An 18,644-nucleotide genomic window follows, 5' to 3' on the forward strand; every position below is an offset into this window, starting at 1 on the left:
AATTTACAATTTAATTGTGGTGTTCTTTCACAATTAAACTACTTAGAATACACTTCATTTATTTGAAAACAATTACAAATAGAGGTGCTAAAATGAAAACTAGAGTAAATCCAGAATTATTACAAGGGTTAGAGATGTTTCCGGATCTCGATTTACGCCCAGAAAATTTGCAATCAATCAGAGAAGGAATAGCTCAAATGAGACCACCTACCGTTGTTGATGACTCTCTTTCTTTAACAGATAAAGTCATTGTTGGGCCTGATGATAATCCGTTACCATTACGAATTTATCGTCCAAAATCAAATCATGAATCTTTACCTGTCTTATTATGGATACATGGTGGAGGTTATATCTTAGGGTCTATAGATGATAACGATGATACTTGTATGAGGTTTGCAAAAGAAGCTAGCTGTGTGGTCGTGTCTGTAGACTACCGCTTAGCACCTGAATACCCTTACCCAGCACCAATTGAGGATTGTTATTCAGCTTTAAAATGGATTGCTGATAATGCAAAGTCATTAAACATTGATTCGAATCGAATTGGGGTTGCAGGAGTAAGCGCTGGCGGTGGACTAACAGCAGCATTATCATTATTAGCCCGAGATCGAAAATATCCTTCAATTTGTTTACAAATGCCACTATATCCAATGATTGATGACAGAAATGATACACCTTCAGCGAATGAAATTAAAGAGGGATTTGTTTGGAACCAAAAGGCAAATGAAGCTGGCTGGAAAATGTATTTAGGAGAAATGTATGGAACGGATCAAATCCCTGCCTATGCAGCACCTTCTCGAGCTGAGGATTATAGTGACTTACCGTATACTTACACATTTGTTGGTCAATTAGATCCATTCCGCAGCGAAACATTAACCTATGTAAGCAAACTAGCACAAGCTGGTGTTGATGTGGAGTTTCATTTATATCCAAATGCCTATCACTGGTTTGAAGGGTTAAATCCAAATGCCGATGTATCTATTTATGCTGTGAACGAAATAGTACAAGCAATAAAAACTGGTTTCAAACGAGTATCCAAGGTTGAGGCTTAATCCCATTACAAGAGAAACACTTATAAATAGTATATATGTATTTATCATTTAAATATAATAGCCGATTCTAAATAAGAATCGGCTATTATATTTAAAATCCGCCTAATATATCAAGGTTGAGAAACAGATATAAGATGTTTAGGCGATGTGTTTATTTCCTCTGCTAATGCTTTTATGTTCATCATGATTTGAAGTATTTCTTCTTTTGTTGTCCTTGGGTTGATAGAGCAAAGTCGAATTACTACTTTTTCTTTTAATTTAGTCGTACTTAGCATAGCAAATCCTCTTTGATTAATTTCTTCCACCAATTTTTTGTTTATTTCATGAATTGTATCTGTAGATGTTAGCTCACATGGAATATAACGAAAAGTAACAATTCCTAATTGGGCAGGTGTTACTACTTCCCAATCTTTTTCTTTCCTTAAAAACTCTTCAACTTGTTCAGCTAGCATAATGCCATGATCAATTGCCTCACGAAAAGCTGTAACTCCGAATGCTTTAAAAGAAAGCCATACCTTTAATGCTCTAAATCTACGGGAAAGTTCAATTCCACGCTCTCCAAAATTCACTTTTTCTTCTATATTAGTTTCCGTATCCCTAATATACTCTGGGATCATACGAAACGTTTCGCTTAAATATTGACTATTTCGAATGAGTACACAACCAACATCATAAGGCTGAAAAAGCCATTTGTGCGGGTCTAACGTTAAAGAATCGGCACGATGAATTCCACTTAATAACTCCCTTCCTTTTTCACTGAGAATTGCTGCAGCCCCATAAGCCCCATCCACGTGTAGCCATATATCTTCATCACCACATAGATCAGCCAATTCATCGAGGGAGTCCACCGCTCCGCAATTCGTTGTCCCTGCATTAGCAATAACACAGAATGGTTTTTTCCCTTTTAATCGATCTTCTTTTATTTGTTTTCTTAAAGTACTAACTGAAATTTTTAAATCTTCATCTGTCTCAATTCGGCAAATTTGGTGCTGTTTAAAACCTAATACTTTAAGTGCTCGATCTACAGAAAAATGAGTTTGGTTAGAAAAATAAACAATCGCATTTTCTATGTCATTATTCAGCTTGACCTGTCTCGCTACAGTAAGTGCAGTCAAATTAGCCATGGAACCGCCACTGACAAATAGTCCTTCAGCTGAATCAGGGAATCCTAGCATTGATTTTAACCAGTTAATTGTCGTTAATTCAATTTGTTCGGCACCTGCACCTACTATCCAAGCTGTAGGAAATACATTAAACCCACTTGCTAAAAAATCTGCTAATACACCAACATAATTATTAGGACCTGGCACAAAAGCCATAAAATGAGGATGATCCACATGAGTAATTTGATTAAACACATTGTTATTAAGAAAATGAAGTAATTCTTTTGGATTAGATCCGTTTTGCGGAATCGTTTCAATTAGCTTGTCTATAAAAATATTACTATCAATCGTTTCTGAAACTGGTTTACTTTTTAAATGATTCATATGATCAACAATCAAGTCAACCGCTTGATATCCTAACTGACGCATCTCTTCGGCTGATAACTGCAAGTTTTTTGTCATTTGGTTTACTCCTATTCTATTTAAAAAGGCGAGTTCTTGCTCGCCTTTTCATTTTTTATAATTTGTAATCACCAATTGCTTGTATTGGATTTTGAAGAATCATGTTGATTAATCCATGGATGTGATTTAATATTCCCTGTATTTTCTCTGCTTCATATACTGTTTGATCAAATCCAAACTTTATTGTAAGCTTTTCTTCAGGGAAGCACATAATTCCATACTTTACATGTGGCTCATCAACAACTTCGTAATCCGTGATAGCAAAATTTCTGTTTTCATTTGAAGAAAAGATTGCTGGATTAGTTGGATAGTTTTCAAAAACCCAAAGATGGTCAGTCAACTCAGTTTTTAATTCACTTTGCTTTTGTATATCAACAAATGAATAGTATGCATACTCATTACATTTCAATGTCTCTAGTTGTACCTTTTGCAGGAAGTCCACAAAAGATTGCGTTTCTGTCCATGCTAATCGGATAGGCAAAACATTTGTGAACAGACCGAACATATTTTCAATTCCTTCTACTTCGGGAGGTCTGACTGATACTAGATTAGGCAATACTACTTCTCTCGTTCCGTTAAATTTGCCAAGCAATATTCCCCATACAGCTAGTAATGCCGTATTCATAGTTATATTATTTTTAGTTACAAATGTCTGTAACTGATCAGTCAAATCCTTGTCTAATGTTAAATCCATAAAAGTGAAGTTTAACCCTTCACTTTTAGATGGGACTTTCTTTTTAGGAATACTAATTTTCTGATTGTATCCTGATAAATAATCTCGCCAAAAATGACGTGCTTTCTCATGATCTTGTGCCAAAGTCCAGTCTATGAATGTTTCAAAAGGTTTTACCATAGGTAACTCCGCCATAGTTCCCGCATTTGTAGTTTCGTAGAGCTGGAATAATTCGTCTATCAAAATGCTGACGCTCCACCCATCACATAATAGATGATGGGAACTCCAAATTACCTTATGCTCATTATTACCTAGTTGGAATATACAGAGACGTGTCATAAGTTCATCATTTTTGAATCCTCGACTTAAATTTTCATTCATCCACTGTTTTAGGAATTCTTGCTGTTCTTGTTTCGTCATCTCAATCAAGTTTTTTATTTCTGAATTTATTTGAACATCATATAGAACAGCTTGCCAAGGTTTTGCTTGTTCATCTTGCACAATTATTGTTCTTAAAGAATCATGACGATCAACTAATTGTTTGAAACACTGAATAAAGAGTTTAATATCCAACTCCCCCTCAAGTGCCCAAATTGTTTGTTCAAAATATGCATTTGTATCAGGTTCATTCGTAGCATGTTCATAAATAACTTCTTGGAAAGGTGCTAACGGGTAAATACGTTCTATTTTTATATCCGGCATTTTTTCTTGTATTTTGGTAAGTGTTTGTTGATTAAGTTGTTTATCTTTAATATTTAGTAATGTAGCTTTATTATCGTTCATTATGTTTACATCATTTGTTTGTGAACTTGAAAAATGGTCTAGCTTTTTAACAAATTGAACCATGTCCCTTAATATAGGAAATGAAAATAGATTTTTTGGTTCAAGCTCAAATCCTTGTCGATACAGTCTGACGGACACTTGAATCGCTTTTATCGAATCTCCACCTAAGGCGAAGAAATGATCATTTACTCCAACTTGATCTATTTTGAGTACTTCTTGCCAAATACTAGTTAATATTTTTTCCATTTCAGTTTTTGGAGCAATAAATACTTCATTTGTTTGTTTCTCGGGAGCAGGGAGCGCTTTCCTATCTAATTTACCGTTTGGAGTCAAGGGTAATTGGTCCAAATAAACAAAATAAGAAGGAATCATGTAATCTGGCAAGTGATCTCGCAAATGCTTTCGTAGTTCTGTTGTACTAATATTTTGCTCAGTTACCACATATGCAACTAAAAATTTTATTCCGTTCTCATCTGTTTGATCAATTACGACAGCATGTTCGACTTGTTTATAAGTTAGAAGACAATGAGCGATTTCTTCTAACTCTACTCGATACCCTTGAATTTTTACTTGGTAATCTTGGCGGCCTAAAAATTCAATATATCCCTCAGAATGCATTTTTCCACAATCTCCTGTTTTGTATATAAGACCAAAATCAGGATGTGACACAAACGCTTCATTTGTTTTCTTTTCATCATTTAAATATCCTTTAGCAAGGCCCACTCCCCCGATATATAAATCTCCAATTACACCAACAGGGCACATTTTCTTTTCATAGTTCAACACATAATACGTTTGGTTTGCCAAGGGCATCCCGTATGGAATACTATTCCAATGTGATTCCACCTGTTTGACCGGATAATAAATTGACCAAATCGATGCTTCTGTTGCCCCTCCTAGTGAAACTACTTCTGCAATCGGAAAATGTCGTTTTATTTTTTCTGGTAAAGAAAGCGGAATCCAATCTCCACTATGTAAAACTAAACGTAAAGAAGAATGTTCAAAATGAGAACCTACTTGATCCAATGCCAAATCCATGATTGCAGGCACTGTATTCCAAATTGTAATCCCTCTACGTTCGACAGTGCGGATTAATTCTTGCATGTCTCTCGGATCACGAATCATTACTAACATTGCACCTGTGCTTAAAGCTCCGAAAATATCGTATACAGATAGGTCAAAACACATGGAAGAGATACCAATAATACGATCATCTTCATTTACCTCATATTTTTGATTTATGTCTTGAATAGTATTTGTAACCGCTTGGTGAGTAATAATTACTCCTTTTGGTTTTCCTGTACTTCCTGAAGTGTATATAATATAGGCAATATCTTCTGGACCAGCAATAGAGGGCATATCTTCTGTTGTATAAAATGACAAATCATTTTCTTCATAAAGACTAGGTTCTAATAAAAGCTTGCATGAGCTATTTTTTAAAATATATGTTTGGCGATCTAAAGGATGATCGGGATCAATCGGAACATAAGCAGCACCTGCTTTTAAAATACCTAGCATATTAACAATTGTGTCAACTCGTCTTTTGGCTAAAAGACCCACTTTGTCACCAAGACCAATGCCCTGCTCTTTTAAGAAGTGGGCAATTTGATTGGAGCGTTTATGAAGTTCCGAGTATGTTAACCATTTTTGCTCAAATACCACCGCTACTTCATTCGGTGTACGTTTTACTTGGTCTGTAAATAATTGATACAGAGTAGTTGAAGGTATTTTTTTTGTTGTTTCATTGTATTGTTCAATTAAAGTTTGATCCGATTCTTTCATCTGCAAAGATGTTATATCGCTTTGTTTCACCAATTGTTCCAATAAGTTAACAAATTGGGAAAACATTGCTTCTATCACATCAATATCAAACAACTCTTCAACATAATTCCAGCTAATTAATAACTCTCCATTTTTTTCAATTACTACATTATCCAAATACACTTGTGGAGTCCGAGCATGAATATAGCGAAGAGAACCAAGTTGTTCCCAAGAGAAAGCACCTGCACCTGCTAACATCGAGGTGAAAACGATTGGCATAACTGCTTTTGGCGTCATTTGATGATATCGAGTAAAATCTCGAATAAAGTTAACTCCATCGTAATGACGATGTTCAAGGCCATCTAATAAAGTAGCTTGCGTTTCTTTTACTCTAGTAAAGAAAGTTTGCTCTGGTTTTACATCAACATCCAACAAAATAAGCGATGTGAAATCTCCTACAATCTGTTCTACTTCATCATGAACAGGATAACGGTTAAATACAGTCAAATTAATTGCTAATCGACGTTGATTACTCCAATATGCCAACACATCACCATATATTGTACAAAGTAGAGCGGAAGGCGTTACCTCTTTCTCTTGTGCTAACTTTCGTAGCTTTGTCCATTTTTCATTGTCCAGGATTTTTGTAAGTGATTGGAATTTAGGAGTAGCAATCTCTGCTGGATCCTTTTTTAACAGCAAAGAAGGTGCAAACGGAAAGTCAGGCAGCTTACTTGTCCAATAATCTTTTGCTGTTTTATATTCTTCGCTTTGTTCCATTTCATCATAGATAAACATATAATCTTGAAAATCAAAAGATAAAGATTCTAATTTTTGATTTGGTTTATAATAATAATGCAACAAATCCTGTCCAACAATGTTCATGCTTGCTCCGTCCATTAATAAAGCATCGTATCGAAAACATAATAAATACGTGTCTTCTTTTAAAAGAAAAGCTTTCAATTCAAACAAAGGCCATTGTCCCAAAGGGAATACATGGTTAGTCATTCGAGAACGCTCTTCTTGCAAGCGAGCATTTTGATTCCTATCATCTAAATCTATGAGACTCACTATTTCAATCTCGTAATCAGGAACGCTTTGTAATATTTGCTGTTTTCCCTCTGGTAAAATTACAGCTCGCAACATTGGATGACGATGGATTACCTTTTGAAAACTTTTTGAAAGACGATTGATATCCAATGTTGTTTCATATTCAAAATATGTTTGAGGTGAAATACCACTTAATTCAAACTGTGAATTCCTTCCTAACATATACGCTGTCTGAACTTCTGTTAAGGAAAATGGATTAGATAAATCTTTAACATGAGTTGGTCTACTTTCAAATTTTTCCTCTTTATGCTCTAACTTTACACAAGAACTCAGTTGAGCGATTGTAGGGTGCTTAAAAAAATCTGTTGTACTTATTTTTAAGCAGTCTTTTCTTAGTAAATTAATTACTTGAAGTGCTTTAATAGATTCTCCTTTTAATGCAAAAAAATTATCATGAATACCGATTCCCTCAATCTCCATAACTTTTTCCCATGCACACACTAATTTTTGTTCAATTTCATTGCGCGGGGCAACGTATGGGATTGATACATAATCCGTTTGTGTTATATCCAATAACCTTTTTCTATCCACTTTTCCATTTGGATTCAATGGAATCTCTTCTACCTGAATCATTTTTTCAGGAATCATAAACTCAGGTAGTTTATCACTTAAATATTTTCTGATTTCACCAAAAGACACCTTGTTATCCGATACATAGTAGGCAGCTAATAATTTCCTATTTCCATACACTTGATCAACAACGATAGCCTGGTTTATTTCTGGATATTCCCTTAATTGAGTTTCGATTTCTCTTAATTCAATCCGATACCCCCGAATTTTCACTTGATGATCCATTCGACCTAAATACTCAAGTTCTCCATTAGGCAACCAACGAACGAGATCACCTGTATGATACATCATTTCTCCTGCCGTAAAAGGACTCGGTACAAATTTTTCATCTGTCAGTTTACTTTTACCAAGATACCCTCGTGCTACCGCTACGCCAGCAATGCAGAGTTCACCAGGAATTCCAAATGGTTTTAATTGGCCATACTTATTCAATATATAGGAATGATAATTCGGATTTGGTTTGCCAATCGTAACTTCTTTGGAAGTGCTCAAGTCTTTTACTGTTGCGCAAATGGTTGTTTCTGTGGGACCATAGATATTTAAAATTGTTGCTTCACTGATACAACGAATTTTTTCAACCAAATCAATGGAAAATGATTCTCCTGCTAATAAAATAGATTTTAAATCTTTTAGAAAATTTGCCCCTTCTGGATCACTCAAAATCACTTCCATTCGCGATGGCGTTGATTCCCATAAATCCACTTTATGTTTTTTGACCAAATGAGCCAATTCTTTTGTTGCAAACTGGTCCTCTGTAGCAATTACTACTTTTGAACCTTGCGTTAAAGGAAGACATATTTCTAACAAGGAAATATCAAAAGATACACTAGCAAGAAACAAGAATGATTGATTAGCTTTTACTTTTTCTCTCATTACATTTAAAAAATGAACTAGCGATTTTTGTTCTATCATTACCCCTTTTGGATTTCCTGTCGATCCTGATGTGTAAATAACATAAGCTAAATCATTAGGATTATGTTCTCGTACTAAATTACTTTCTTCACCTTGAAAAAGATATTCTTTATCAAGATACAGTACTTCACCTGCAAATTGTGGCAATACTTCCTCTGTTCGCTTACTAAGTAAATATTTTGCTTGACTATCTTGTAACATATATTCAATTCGTTCAGTTGGGTAGTTAGGGTCGATTGGTAAATACGCTGCTCCTGCTTTTAAAATCCCCATCATACCAATAATCATTTCTAATGACCGATCTACCATAACGCCAATAATACTTTCTTTTGAAACACCTTTACTTTGAAGAATAGAAGCCAATTGATTCGCTTTCTTATTCAATTCTCTATATGTCAAAGATTGCTCATTACAAACAACAGCAATTTGATCTGGAGTTTGTAATACTTGCGCTTCAAACAAATCTTGAAATGATTGAAACAAGTCTATGCCTGTTTGAAAAGTATTCAATCCTTCTAACAACTCTTTTTCTCCTTCTGCAATAATACAAATATCTTTCAATGCCAAATTCGGATTTTGTGAAACTTGCTTTAAAACATAACAATACGAATTGGCAAACTGTTGCAAAGAAGAGAATGAACGGGACTTGCAAGAAATTTGAAATTCAAATTCATTATGTATTTCATTCCATTTTCTTCGTATCCATAGGACTAAATTATTCTCTGCATATTCTTCTAGTGAATTTTCATTATGTAATCCTTCCATCCCGATTACAATTTGAAAAGGAGTTAAATTGTGTTTAACTAATAATTCAGAGAGCGGATACTCCTGATTTTCATACCCGAATAAAGTCGTTTGTTCAATCTCATTTACTAACTGTTTAAAGGTGTGATGCGGATGGATTTCACTTCCTAAAGGAATCAACTTATTAAGATTCTCACTTTGTTCAAGATTCTTTTCAATTATAGGAATACCAATAGTAATTCTTTCTTGATCTGTATAATGTGCCAAACAAACCCTTAAAGCGGCTTGAAACCAGCTAAATAATAATAAATCTTGAGACTTACTTATTTTTTGTATATTTTTACTAATTTCTACATTCACTATGACTTGAACGTACTCACAAGGTGTTTCTTTATTTAGTTGGTAATCGCTATTAAATACAGAAAAATCGAGAATCTCGGAAGATAATTGCTCCTTCCAAAACGCTTCTACTTCTTTATTTTCATGAATCGAACTTCGATCTTTAATGTGCATTTTTATCTTTATCCCCCTAATATTCATTTCTTCTACTCGTTAATTTTCAAGCCAACTTCAAGCCCATGGAGAAACACTTGATGGTTATCCAAACATAAAAATTGCTGAATCTCTTCAAATTTCATATGACCAACTGAACAAACCCCTAAATTTAATGTCTCAGCAACCATATTTAAGGTAGCAGTGATAATGCCTGACTCAATACAAGCAAATAAATATCCATCTGAACCGTATTTCGGAATGGAAGCGTTCGCATTATAAACCAAATAAACTGATAATGCAGATTGAGTAAATAAATCTTGATTAATTAACTCATGATCACTTTTGATCACTTGATCAATGTAGTTTACAAACAAAAGACTATTTTTTGATGGGTTATAATAATAAAATCCAGCTTTCATACCCTCTATACGTTTTGGTTTTATATAAACAAAGATATCAATGGGATAGAGCCCGCCTGCACTTGCGTAATGATAGTATATTTTTTCTTCCTTAACCTGTTTTAGAGTTGATAAGAATTGGGAAAATTCCGAAAAACCAATGTGTTTTTCCATTTCAAATTGACGACAAGACCTACGTTCCTTGATTATAGTGGGTAGCTCATCTGTTGTTTCAAGTTGAATTTCGGTTGACCGTGCAGCAACGTGCGTGCGATTTAATTGTTCACTCATATACTTATCTAACTCTTCTTTAGAAAAGCGAATCTGGTTGCTATATGGATTTGGAAAAATCTTTTCTTGTGAAGAAAATACTTCTCTTGGGTGTAATATGTTACTTACTAACACACGATTTTTTATCATGAGTTCTATGTTTTTTTGTGTCTCTTCTACATTTCCTAACGAAAAGCGCTCTACTAGTTCACTAATTTTCACACCTTTTTGAGCCATAAAATAAAAATCAGGAAACCACTCAGACAGAATACCTGTAAATCTCATTTCCCCTATCAAAACTTCATTATGCAACTTCTCCCAATGCTTAATCGGAGACCAGTAATAAATTTGTTCGCTCATATACTCCTCCATAAATGTTTAACTTATTTTTACAATGCACTTTTCCAAGCTACAAAAAATCATCATTTCTCTCATGAAGGTTATAACACGTAATTCAAGAGAATTTTGGGATAATAAAATAACATTTTTCTCATTATTTTTTTTTATTTCATCACAAAAAATGATTTTTTATTAGACATTTCACATCCTTTCCCATAGTAATCCAATAAGGTATAAGCCATTTATAACATTGAGAATATTCATTTATTTTCAATGTGAAATTATTGTAATGGATTGGAGAGCAGTTGAATATAGTTATTAAATCAAATAATGTTGAGAAAGTTTTATTTATTATATCGATAAAATTTTATGATTCATTTTATTACAAATAGATTAAGAAAAGAGCTTTAAATTTTTCTTAAAAAGTTAGTGTAAAAATACAACATATTATTACATACAAAGAAGTTACTTACATATCATCTTCAAAATAGAGAAAAGACACCCTTCAAGGTGTCTTTTCTCTATTTTGATTCCATATACTTTTGGCGCCTTCGTTATTTTTAAACGGTTTATAGGAATTAATACAATTCGAACATCTAGCTCGTTATATGTTCGAGTATGTAATAAAAATTATATAAATTACGAATGGATTTCAGATAATTTTATCGATAAACGCAAAGATATATTCTACTCCTACGGTTACAATAGCAATAACCTATTGCTTATTTTTTATTAAATTGTAATATAATTACAGTATGTGAAATTATATTACATTAACTTTAAAAGCGAAGTGAGAATAATCTTCACTTCGCTTTTAAAGTTTGCAATCCTTATTAAATTTGCTCAATTCAGTATTTATTTCCACACTCTTCGCTTTTATTTAATCGGTTTTTCTGATTTTAAAACAATGGAACTTAGTGCAGGAACTTTAATTTTATTGTCATGTACAACATAAAGTGGTTTACTTCCCGCCTGCTTCCCGTCTACTAGTACTTTCCAAGGACCTTTAAATGGAAGTGTTATTTCAACAGCTTCTCTATTTGCATTGTGAGCCACTGTAAAGTATTCATGTTTATTCCCCTCTATTGTATAAGTGACAGTATTTTTCGGAGCATCAATAAATGATACGTGTGTTTTTATTTGATCTGCAGATGTCATTCGAAAAGCTGAGTACTTTTTGCGTAATTCTATTAAACCCTTCATATAATCTACTTCATTATTAAACGTTGCACGGCGCAACCAATCCATCTGGTTAATTGAATCTGGAGATTTGTAACTATTATGATCACCGTATTTCGTCCGCATAAACTCTTGCCCTGCATGTAAGAATGGAATTCCTTGTGATGTTAATAAAATCGAAGAAGACAATTTGTGCATTTGTTTTCGCACTTCATCGCTATCATCTGAATTAGTTAACTCAAGTTTATCCCATAATGTATGATTGTCATGTGCTTCCACATAAGTTAATACCTGTTCCGAATCTTGATAGGTAGATGAATTTTTATCGTAGTCAATACCTGCCGTAATCCCTTTTTTAATACGATCTTCCATGTTTTCCTTCCCATTTATAAAACCATTTTCCTTCTCCTCAAATACACTACCCTTCAATCCATCACGTATATTATCATTAAAATGAGCAATCCCTTTCATTTTCCCTGCATTTTTTTGATTTGCTTTCAGCTCAGCTGCAAGAGGTGTATTTAAATCCCATCCTTCTCCATGTAGTATAATAGAAGGGTCAATTTGATTAACAGCTTTACGTATTTCATTCATCGTTTCATAATCATGAATACCCATTAAATCAAAACGGAATCCATCTAAATTGTATTCTTTTGCCCAATACGTGACGGAATCTATCATAAATTTCCTCATCATTTTTCTTTCTGAAGCAGTATCATTTCCTACTCCAGTTCCTTTTGCAAATGTTCCATCTTCATTGTAACGATAATAATAACCTGGAACTAACTTATGAAAATTAGATTCAGCAGCGTTATACATATGGTTATATACGACATCCATCACTACTCGAAGATTATTATCATGTAGTGTTTGAACCATTTGCTTTAATTCAGTTATTCGAACAATTGGCTCATAAGGATTTGTAGAATAGGAGCCTTCTGGAACGTTGAAATTTTTAGGATCATATCCCCAGTTATATTGCGGTTCATTTAAAGTCTCTTCATTTACAGAAGCATAATCAAATATCGGTAAAAACTGAACGTGAGTAACACCAAGATCCTTTATATGATCAAGTCCTGTTTTTACACCTTCTGGCCCTTTTGTTCCTTTTTCTGTTACACCTAAATACTTCCCTTTCTGTTTAATACCACTTTCAGGTTGAATGGAAAGATCGCGTACATGTAACTCATAAATAATAGCATCTTCCGGATTTTTAAATTTTGGCTTTTTGTTTGCTTTCCATTTTTTCGGATTTGTTTCTTCTAAATCAACAACTGCACCTTTATCTCCATTTACAGAAGCAGCACGTGCATATGGATCAACTGCTTCAGTCCACTTATCACCAATTTTGACTTTATACGTATAAAAGAGCCCTTTTTGATTCCCCTTTAGTTCTGCAGTCCAAGTTCCTTTTTCACCTTTTTGCATGTTTATTTCAGTACCTATTTTATCACTCCATTTTTTATATGTAACCAACTTCGCTTCACTTGCAGTAGGAGCCCATACACGGAACTTTGTATATTGCGGAGTATATATATTTCCCAAATCATTACCACCATAATAAAATAAATTGTCGAATTCCTCGCTACGAATGACTTTACCGATTTCAGTATTCGTATCATCTAAGTTTTCAATTTTAACTTTGTATGTTTGTTTTAAATCAATTTTCTGTTCCGTAATTATTTTAACCTTATTAGTAACATCTCCACTGTTTATATCATAAGGAGTAATATTCTTAATTTTAATGCCTTCAATTTCAATTTTCTTTTCCTTAATATTAAACGGGACATTAGTCGTTACAGTAATTTCATGGAAACTATCAATAGTTGCTTTTTGAATTGAGAGATCCGATGAAGGCTTAGAGTTATATACTTTTTCATCACCCGAAAGAATCCATACTTCAGCACGACCGTCCTTTATATTTTCAATCCAACGATCTCCACCATCTTTTTCCCATTCATTTGTTCGAACTATAAATCCTACACGATTATAGTCACCTTCTATTTTTATCTTAGCGTATTTTCCAAATTCATCTTCACCAGTAAATTCATAAGATGTACCATTCGCATTTTCTCCCCATAACCAAAGATTCCAGTCTTTTGTATTTCCAAGCTTTTCTTTGTAATGAATGATAATTTCAGTTGTTTTTGAATTTGAAATTGCCTTCACACTCTGAAAGGAGAAAACAGATGATAACATAACGATTAAAGTAAGTAATAAAACTGTTTTGTTAATTAATCTTTTTATAATTTGCACCACATACACCCTTTCTTCAAATATTACTCTCGATTTAATATGTTTACACTACATAACACTGCTTAAATTAATCTAGAAATCTCTTTTACTTCACCTCCATATTGGCTATTTTCACGTATGTATTTCAATGACCTTTTAATACGAAAGCGTTTGCATTAATGGTTAAAAAAATAGATTTGTTTATACCTTCATATATTTGTAAATACTAAAAGATCAGGGAAATCATTTTAAAGCAATCGTTTGTTATCGCTTTCATTTTATAGACTTTCTATCAAGAGGTCAATATATTATTAATTTTCTGTTTTTATACACTTTAAACCTTATTTATATGTCGCTACTTCTTAAAGGTAAAGCGCCTCATTATTGCTTAGTCAGTTTATTTTCAACAATACATTGCTACGTAAAAAACAGCTAATATCCTTAAAATGATATTAGCTGTTTTTCATAATGTTTTAATATACGAATGAGAACTATATTTCTAAATTACTTAATTTTTGCTGCATCAAATGCTTTTTGAACTGCTTGAACTTCAGCTGTATTTGCACCATATTTATTAGTTGCCACTCGAATACATGCTGATCTCAATTCTTTGAAATTAGAAGTCATGTTTAACTCATCTGTATTTGCATAATAGAAAATATCAAACATTTTATCTTCACCAATTCCTTTAACAGTTACTCCGTTATGAGTTCCGCCTTTTGCAATGAGATACGCAACTTTATTAATAATACTTGAATTAAAATGAACACCGCCTTGATCCCATCCATTAAAATCGTTAAATTCACTGTAATCATCTGGATAAGGTACTCCTAGTGAAGATGGAACAGAAGCTGGGTTTTCCATATCACGGAAAATAGATCCCGTTTGTTCTCCCATTGTCCAGTTAAAGTTTCCATTATTTACGTATTTCTCAATAGATGTTCCCATAATATCAGATAGCGCCTCATTAATCGCACCAGATTCCCCGAAATATTCAAGATTAGATTCGCTAGAAGTAACAGCATGTGTAAATTCATGTCCAGCTACGTCATATGCTTTAACAATAGGATCGCCATATACAAGCATACTTCCATTATTAGCACTTAATGCATTCTGCCAATTTTTCGGATCATTCGTCTCTTCAGAATCCCAAGCGTGTACAACTGAAACTACTTTTTGTCCTTTATTATCAAAGCTATTACGCTTGTATTTATCTTTATAAAAATCAAATACTTTTGTTGCTAAGTAATGAGCACTTACTGCTTTTGGATCGTTAAATGTTGCCGAAGTACTAGTCGCTAATGTACCAGGATAATAGCTTTCTTCTTTAGTAATATCTCTGTAATTCACATCATATGTTTCAATGCCTTGCCCTCTTGTATAATCAGCAAGAGCATATTTGCCATTACTTTGTTTAGAGATACCAAATGAACGAGAAATACCTAAATCATCTTTTCCTGTTCCAGTTAATGATGTAAGACTGCTTTGTTTACTTTTCTTTAAAGCGCCAACTAGTTTATCACTGGCTTTTAAGTTAGATTCTTGTACCATATTTTTTAACATATCACCATTTTGTGCATTTACTAAATAAGTACCAGAAATATAGTTTGGTGTTGCAGCTTCAAACGTAACTTGGTATGCATTTTTAGCTTGTCCATTATTTTCATCAACAAAAATAACCTCTTTAACTTCTGGCTCAGAAATAAACTTGATATCGTTCCCGTACTTCGTATAAATAAATTGTTTTGCTTCATCTTTTGATAGATTAATAGGTTTTTTCAATTCTTCTTGTTTTAGATTTTGCGCGCTATCACCTGAAACACTTTTAATAACACCCTTATTATCTACGTGCGCAGTTAATTGATGGCCATATACTTCTTTTCCTTCGTATGTTTGCTGCATACGCACAAGTGTAGTTCCATCATACGAACCACGTTTTTGAAGGACTTTATAATCTACTCCAGTTTCTCCATTGACTTGTTTTTGGGACAGAGCTTGTTCTGTTTTCTCCTTAAGTGCATCCTTTACTACATTTTCTGGTGCCTTTTGTGACGGCTGTGTAAGTTCACCCGAACGGAACGATTCCTCCTGAATTTGAACTTGTAGTTGATCTGTTTCCTCTGCATGACCTACCCCATATGGTGCCACAGCTGTTAAAGCCAATCCTGTTGTTAATGCTACCTTAGTTAATGTCTTTTTGTTTTTCATTATTTCACCTCGTATAATTTTTGAAATAGAAAGCTTGTACAAAGTATACTGTCTATTTCTGTCGGAAAAAAGAGAAAATACACAATTTATGTAACATTATGCAAAATTACATAAATTGTGGTCAATATTATAAATAATGAATGGAACACATATGAACATTAATTTGAATAAAAGAGAGTCCTTATAGGCGCTCATCCAATTGGTTAGTTATTAATTATCTATATTCATTCTAATAAAAGTATACTTAAATCTAAATAACAACATAAAAACCCACTCTTTACTACTGTAAGAGTGGGTTTCATGCTATTAAAATAACAATTACTATAAGAAACCTTTTAATTTATATTTTTTTAGTAATCCTACTAAGTTTTTTGTAAAATTCACCTTTTGTCTTTGCATGAATAAACTCATTTGGACTAATATTTACTTTTTGTGAGAGTGCTACAATCTCTTCTTTTGAAATTGAGTCTTTCGTATTTATAGTTGCTATATTTGTGTATTTTCCGTCTTCTGTTTTTGGAATTTCTAAAATCCCTTTATTCACGAGATCAACTACAGCCTTATGCTCTGAAGAATGTAAATCTACACCAGTAATTTTCCAATTACGCATAACTTCTGGCGTGTATACACCATTCTTTACCTCTTTTAAATATGTAATAGCAAGGTTACGAATGGTTCCACCTGTTTCTCCAAATGCATTCTCTTGTTTAGATGACCAAATTTGTTCAAACTTACGCCCCTCTAAAGCTCCTCCTTTTGCCTGAAGAGCCTCCATTCTATATGCATTCATTCCCAGCGTCATAACATCGCTCATTTTGATTGGTTTGTTTGTACGAATAGAGCGTAAATTTGTAATTCTGCTTCCGTATGGTTTTGTTAAGTCAATTTCGTATTTTACTCCTCCAAAGAAATCGTTCGTACTGTATTTAGATGCACGGCGGGTTTTATCAAAACTAACGGTTACATCTCCGACACGAGATGAGTTAAAATATCCTGCTGCCCATTCCATATAGTCTTTTAAATCTTTTCCAGAAATCTTATATACTGTAATTTCTCCCAAGGCATATTGGTAATTGTACGCAATATCCTTTTTCTTAATAGGACCTGTATCTAAACGGGCATAATCATTATCAATTTGATGGGCTACTACATCTGCTTTACTGTAGTAGAGCATGACTTCATGAAAGAAATCTGATAAAGGTGTTTCTTGAATCTGAACACTTGGAATACCCTTTATTTCATTTTCAGGAACAAGATTTCTACCCTTTAATTGAGCGACTACGACATTTGCATCTCCTCTCGCATATTCGTGAAAAGGTGTTAATGTTTCTTCAAGTGTAGGATCAGATAATATCGTTGTTCCATCAGCATTTTTTACAGGTATAGCGGTAGCGGTTTTATCTTTTAAAACCAATTTCCCATCTTGCTTTGTAAAAGTAAGGTCAATACGTGAAATATGTGTTCCATATTTATCTGGTTCCGTAATAATTACGCCATTTACAACTTCTTTTTTTACAAGTTTATGCATATGAGCTGCAAAAATAGCGCTTAATTCCGGACAAGCATTTGCAATATCTTGAACACCAGTACCAGGGATACCATTCTCATTTTCTAATCCCATATGCATAACTCCTACCATTACATCTACTTTACCTTCTAATTCCTTAATTGCCTTTTTCGTCTCTTCTACCGGATTTTTCACCACTAAACCATCTAAGTGATCTGTCCCTTTTTCAAAATCACTAATCATTGGTGTATTCATACCAATAATCCCAACTTTAATTCCACCTTTTTCTACAATTGTATATGCAGGAAGAAAGCGCTCTCCATTTTCCTTATAAATATTTCCCGCTAACGTTTTTCCCTTATATTGCTCACTAACTTTTTTCAATGTATCTAATCCAAAATTGAATTCATGATTTCCAAATGCCCAGGCGTCATATCCCATTGTATTCATCGCTACCATCATTGGCGATTGTGGTTTATCGTTGAATAATTCTACTGAGTTTCCTTGAATTGTATCCCCAGCATCTACTAATATGGTATTTGGATTTTCTTGACGGACCTTCTTTATAACCGTATAAAGCTGCGTCAAACTTCCACTCATATTTGCTCCATCAAGCGCATAATCCCAAGGCATAAATCTACCATGAATATCTGCAGTACCTAACAATGTAATATTAACTTCAGATTCCTCAGCCTTAGAGATAGGTGGTTTGACTATTACTGCTGTTCCAAGCAGTAATAGAATTACAAAGTAACATACATAGTTCTTCCATTTCATTTTTTGCATAATAATAATATTTCTCCCCTTTTTGTACTTTCATAAAGTTGCTTGAACTTTAAAAATGTA

General features: G+C 33.5%; 7 protein-coding genes. 1 reads left to right on the top strand and 6 read right to left on the bottom strand.

What is annotated here, in order from left to right:
- The first annotated feature begins 92 nt into the window (after positions 1–92).
- Positions 93–1,049, top strand: a complete 957-nt coding sequence (locus BAQ53_RS12795) for an alpha/beta hydrolase (protein WP_000857945.1) — start codon at positions 93–95, stop codon at positions 1,047–1,049.
- A 110-nt stretch (positions 1,050–1,159) separates the two neighbouring features.
- Here the strand turns inward: BAQ53_RS12795 and BAQ53_RS12800 are convergent, their stop codons facing one another.
- From BAQ53_RS12800 to BAQ53_RS12825, 6 genes are all read right to left on the bottom strand, one after another.
- Complete coding sequence (locus BAQ53_RS12800) at positions 1,160–2,614, bottom strand: pyridoxal phosphate-dependent decarboxylase family protein (protein ID WP_208906921.1); 1,455 nt, start codon at positions 2,612–2,614, stop codon at positions 1,160–1,162.
- Between the two features lie 55 nt (positions 2,615–2,669).
- Positions 2,670–9,680, bottom strand: a complete 7,011-nt coding sequence (locus BAQ53_RS12805) for a non-ribosomal peptide synthetase (RefSeq protein WP_208906922.1) — start codon at positions 9,678–9,680, stop codon at positions 2,670–2,672.
- A 32-nt stretch (positions 9,681–9,712) separates the two neighbouring features.
- Positions 9,713–10,690, bottom strand: a complete 978-nt coding sequence (locus tag BAQ53_RS12810) for a SagB/ThcOx family dehydrogenase (RefSeq protein ID WP_208906923.1) — start codon at positions 10,688–10,690, stop codon at positions 9,713–9,715.
- Between the two features lie 855 nt (positions 10,691–11,545).
- Positions 11,546–14,104, bottom strand: coding sequence for a type I pullulanase (gene pulA / locus BAQ53_RS12815; protein ID WP_208906924.1), 2,559 nt, complete (start codon positions 14,102–14,104; stop codon positions 11,546–11,548).
- A 483-nt stretch (positions 14,105–14,587) separates the two neighbouring features.
- A complete protein-coding gene (locus BAQ53_RS12820; protein WP_000791456.1) occupies positions 14,588–16,291 on the bottom strand; it encodes a M4 family metallopeptidase in 1,704 nt (567 codons plus the stop codon).
- 340 nt (positions 16,292–16,631) lie between these two features.
- A complete protein-coding gene (locus BAQ53_RS12825) occupies positions 16,632–18,584 on the bottom strand; it encodes a bifunctional metallophosphatase/5'-nucleotidase (protein ID WP_208906925.1) in 1,953 nt (650 codons plus the stop codon).
- Between the last annotated feature and the right edge of the window lie 60 nt (positions 18,585–18,644).

Source organism: Bacillus sp. B25(2016b), from assembly GCF_001679765.1.
In the GTDB taxonomy this organism is placed as follows: domain Bacteria; phylum Bacillota; class Bacilli; order Bacillales; family Bacillaceae_G; genus Bacillus_A; species Bacillus_A thuringiensis_K.

Bases quoted from the DNA above. Each gene is read 5' to 3' on its own strand.
- BAQ53_RS12795 (WP_000857945.1), top strand. From the start codon at position 93: ATGAAAACTAGAGTAAATCCAGAATTATTACAAGGGTTAGAGATGTTT.
- BAQ53_RS12800 (WP_208906921.1), bottom strand. From the start codon at position 2,614: ATGACAAAAAACTTGCAGTTATCAGCCGAAGAGATGCGTCAGTTAGGA.
- BAQ53_RS12820 (WP_000791456.1), bottom strand. From the start codon at position 16,291: ATGAAAAACAAAAAGACATTAACTAAGGTAGCATTAACAACAGGATTG.
- BAQ53_RS12810 (WP_208906923.1), bottom strand. From the start codon at position 10,690: ATGAGCGAACAAATTTATTACTGGTCTCCGATTAAGCATTGGGAGAAG.
- BAQ53_RS12805 (WP_208906922.1), bottom strand. From the start codon at position 9,680: ATGCACATTAAAGATCGAAGTTCGATTCATGAAAATAAAGAAGTAGAA.
- BAQ53_RS12825 (WP_208906925.1), bottom strand. From the start codon at position 18,584: ATGCAAAAAATGAAATGGAAGAACTATGTATGTTACTTTGTAATTCTA.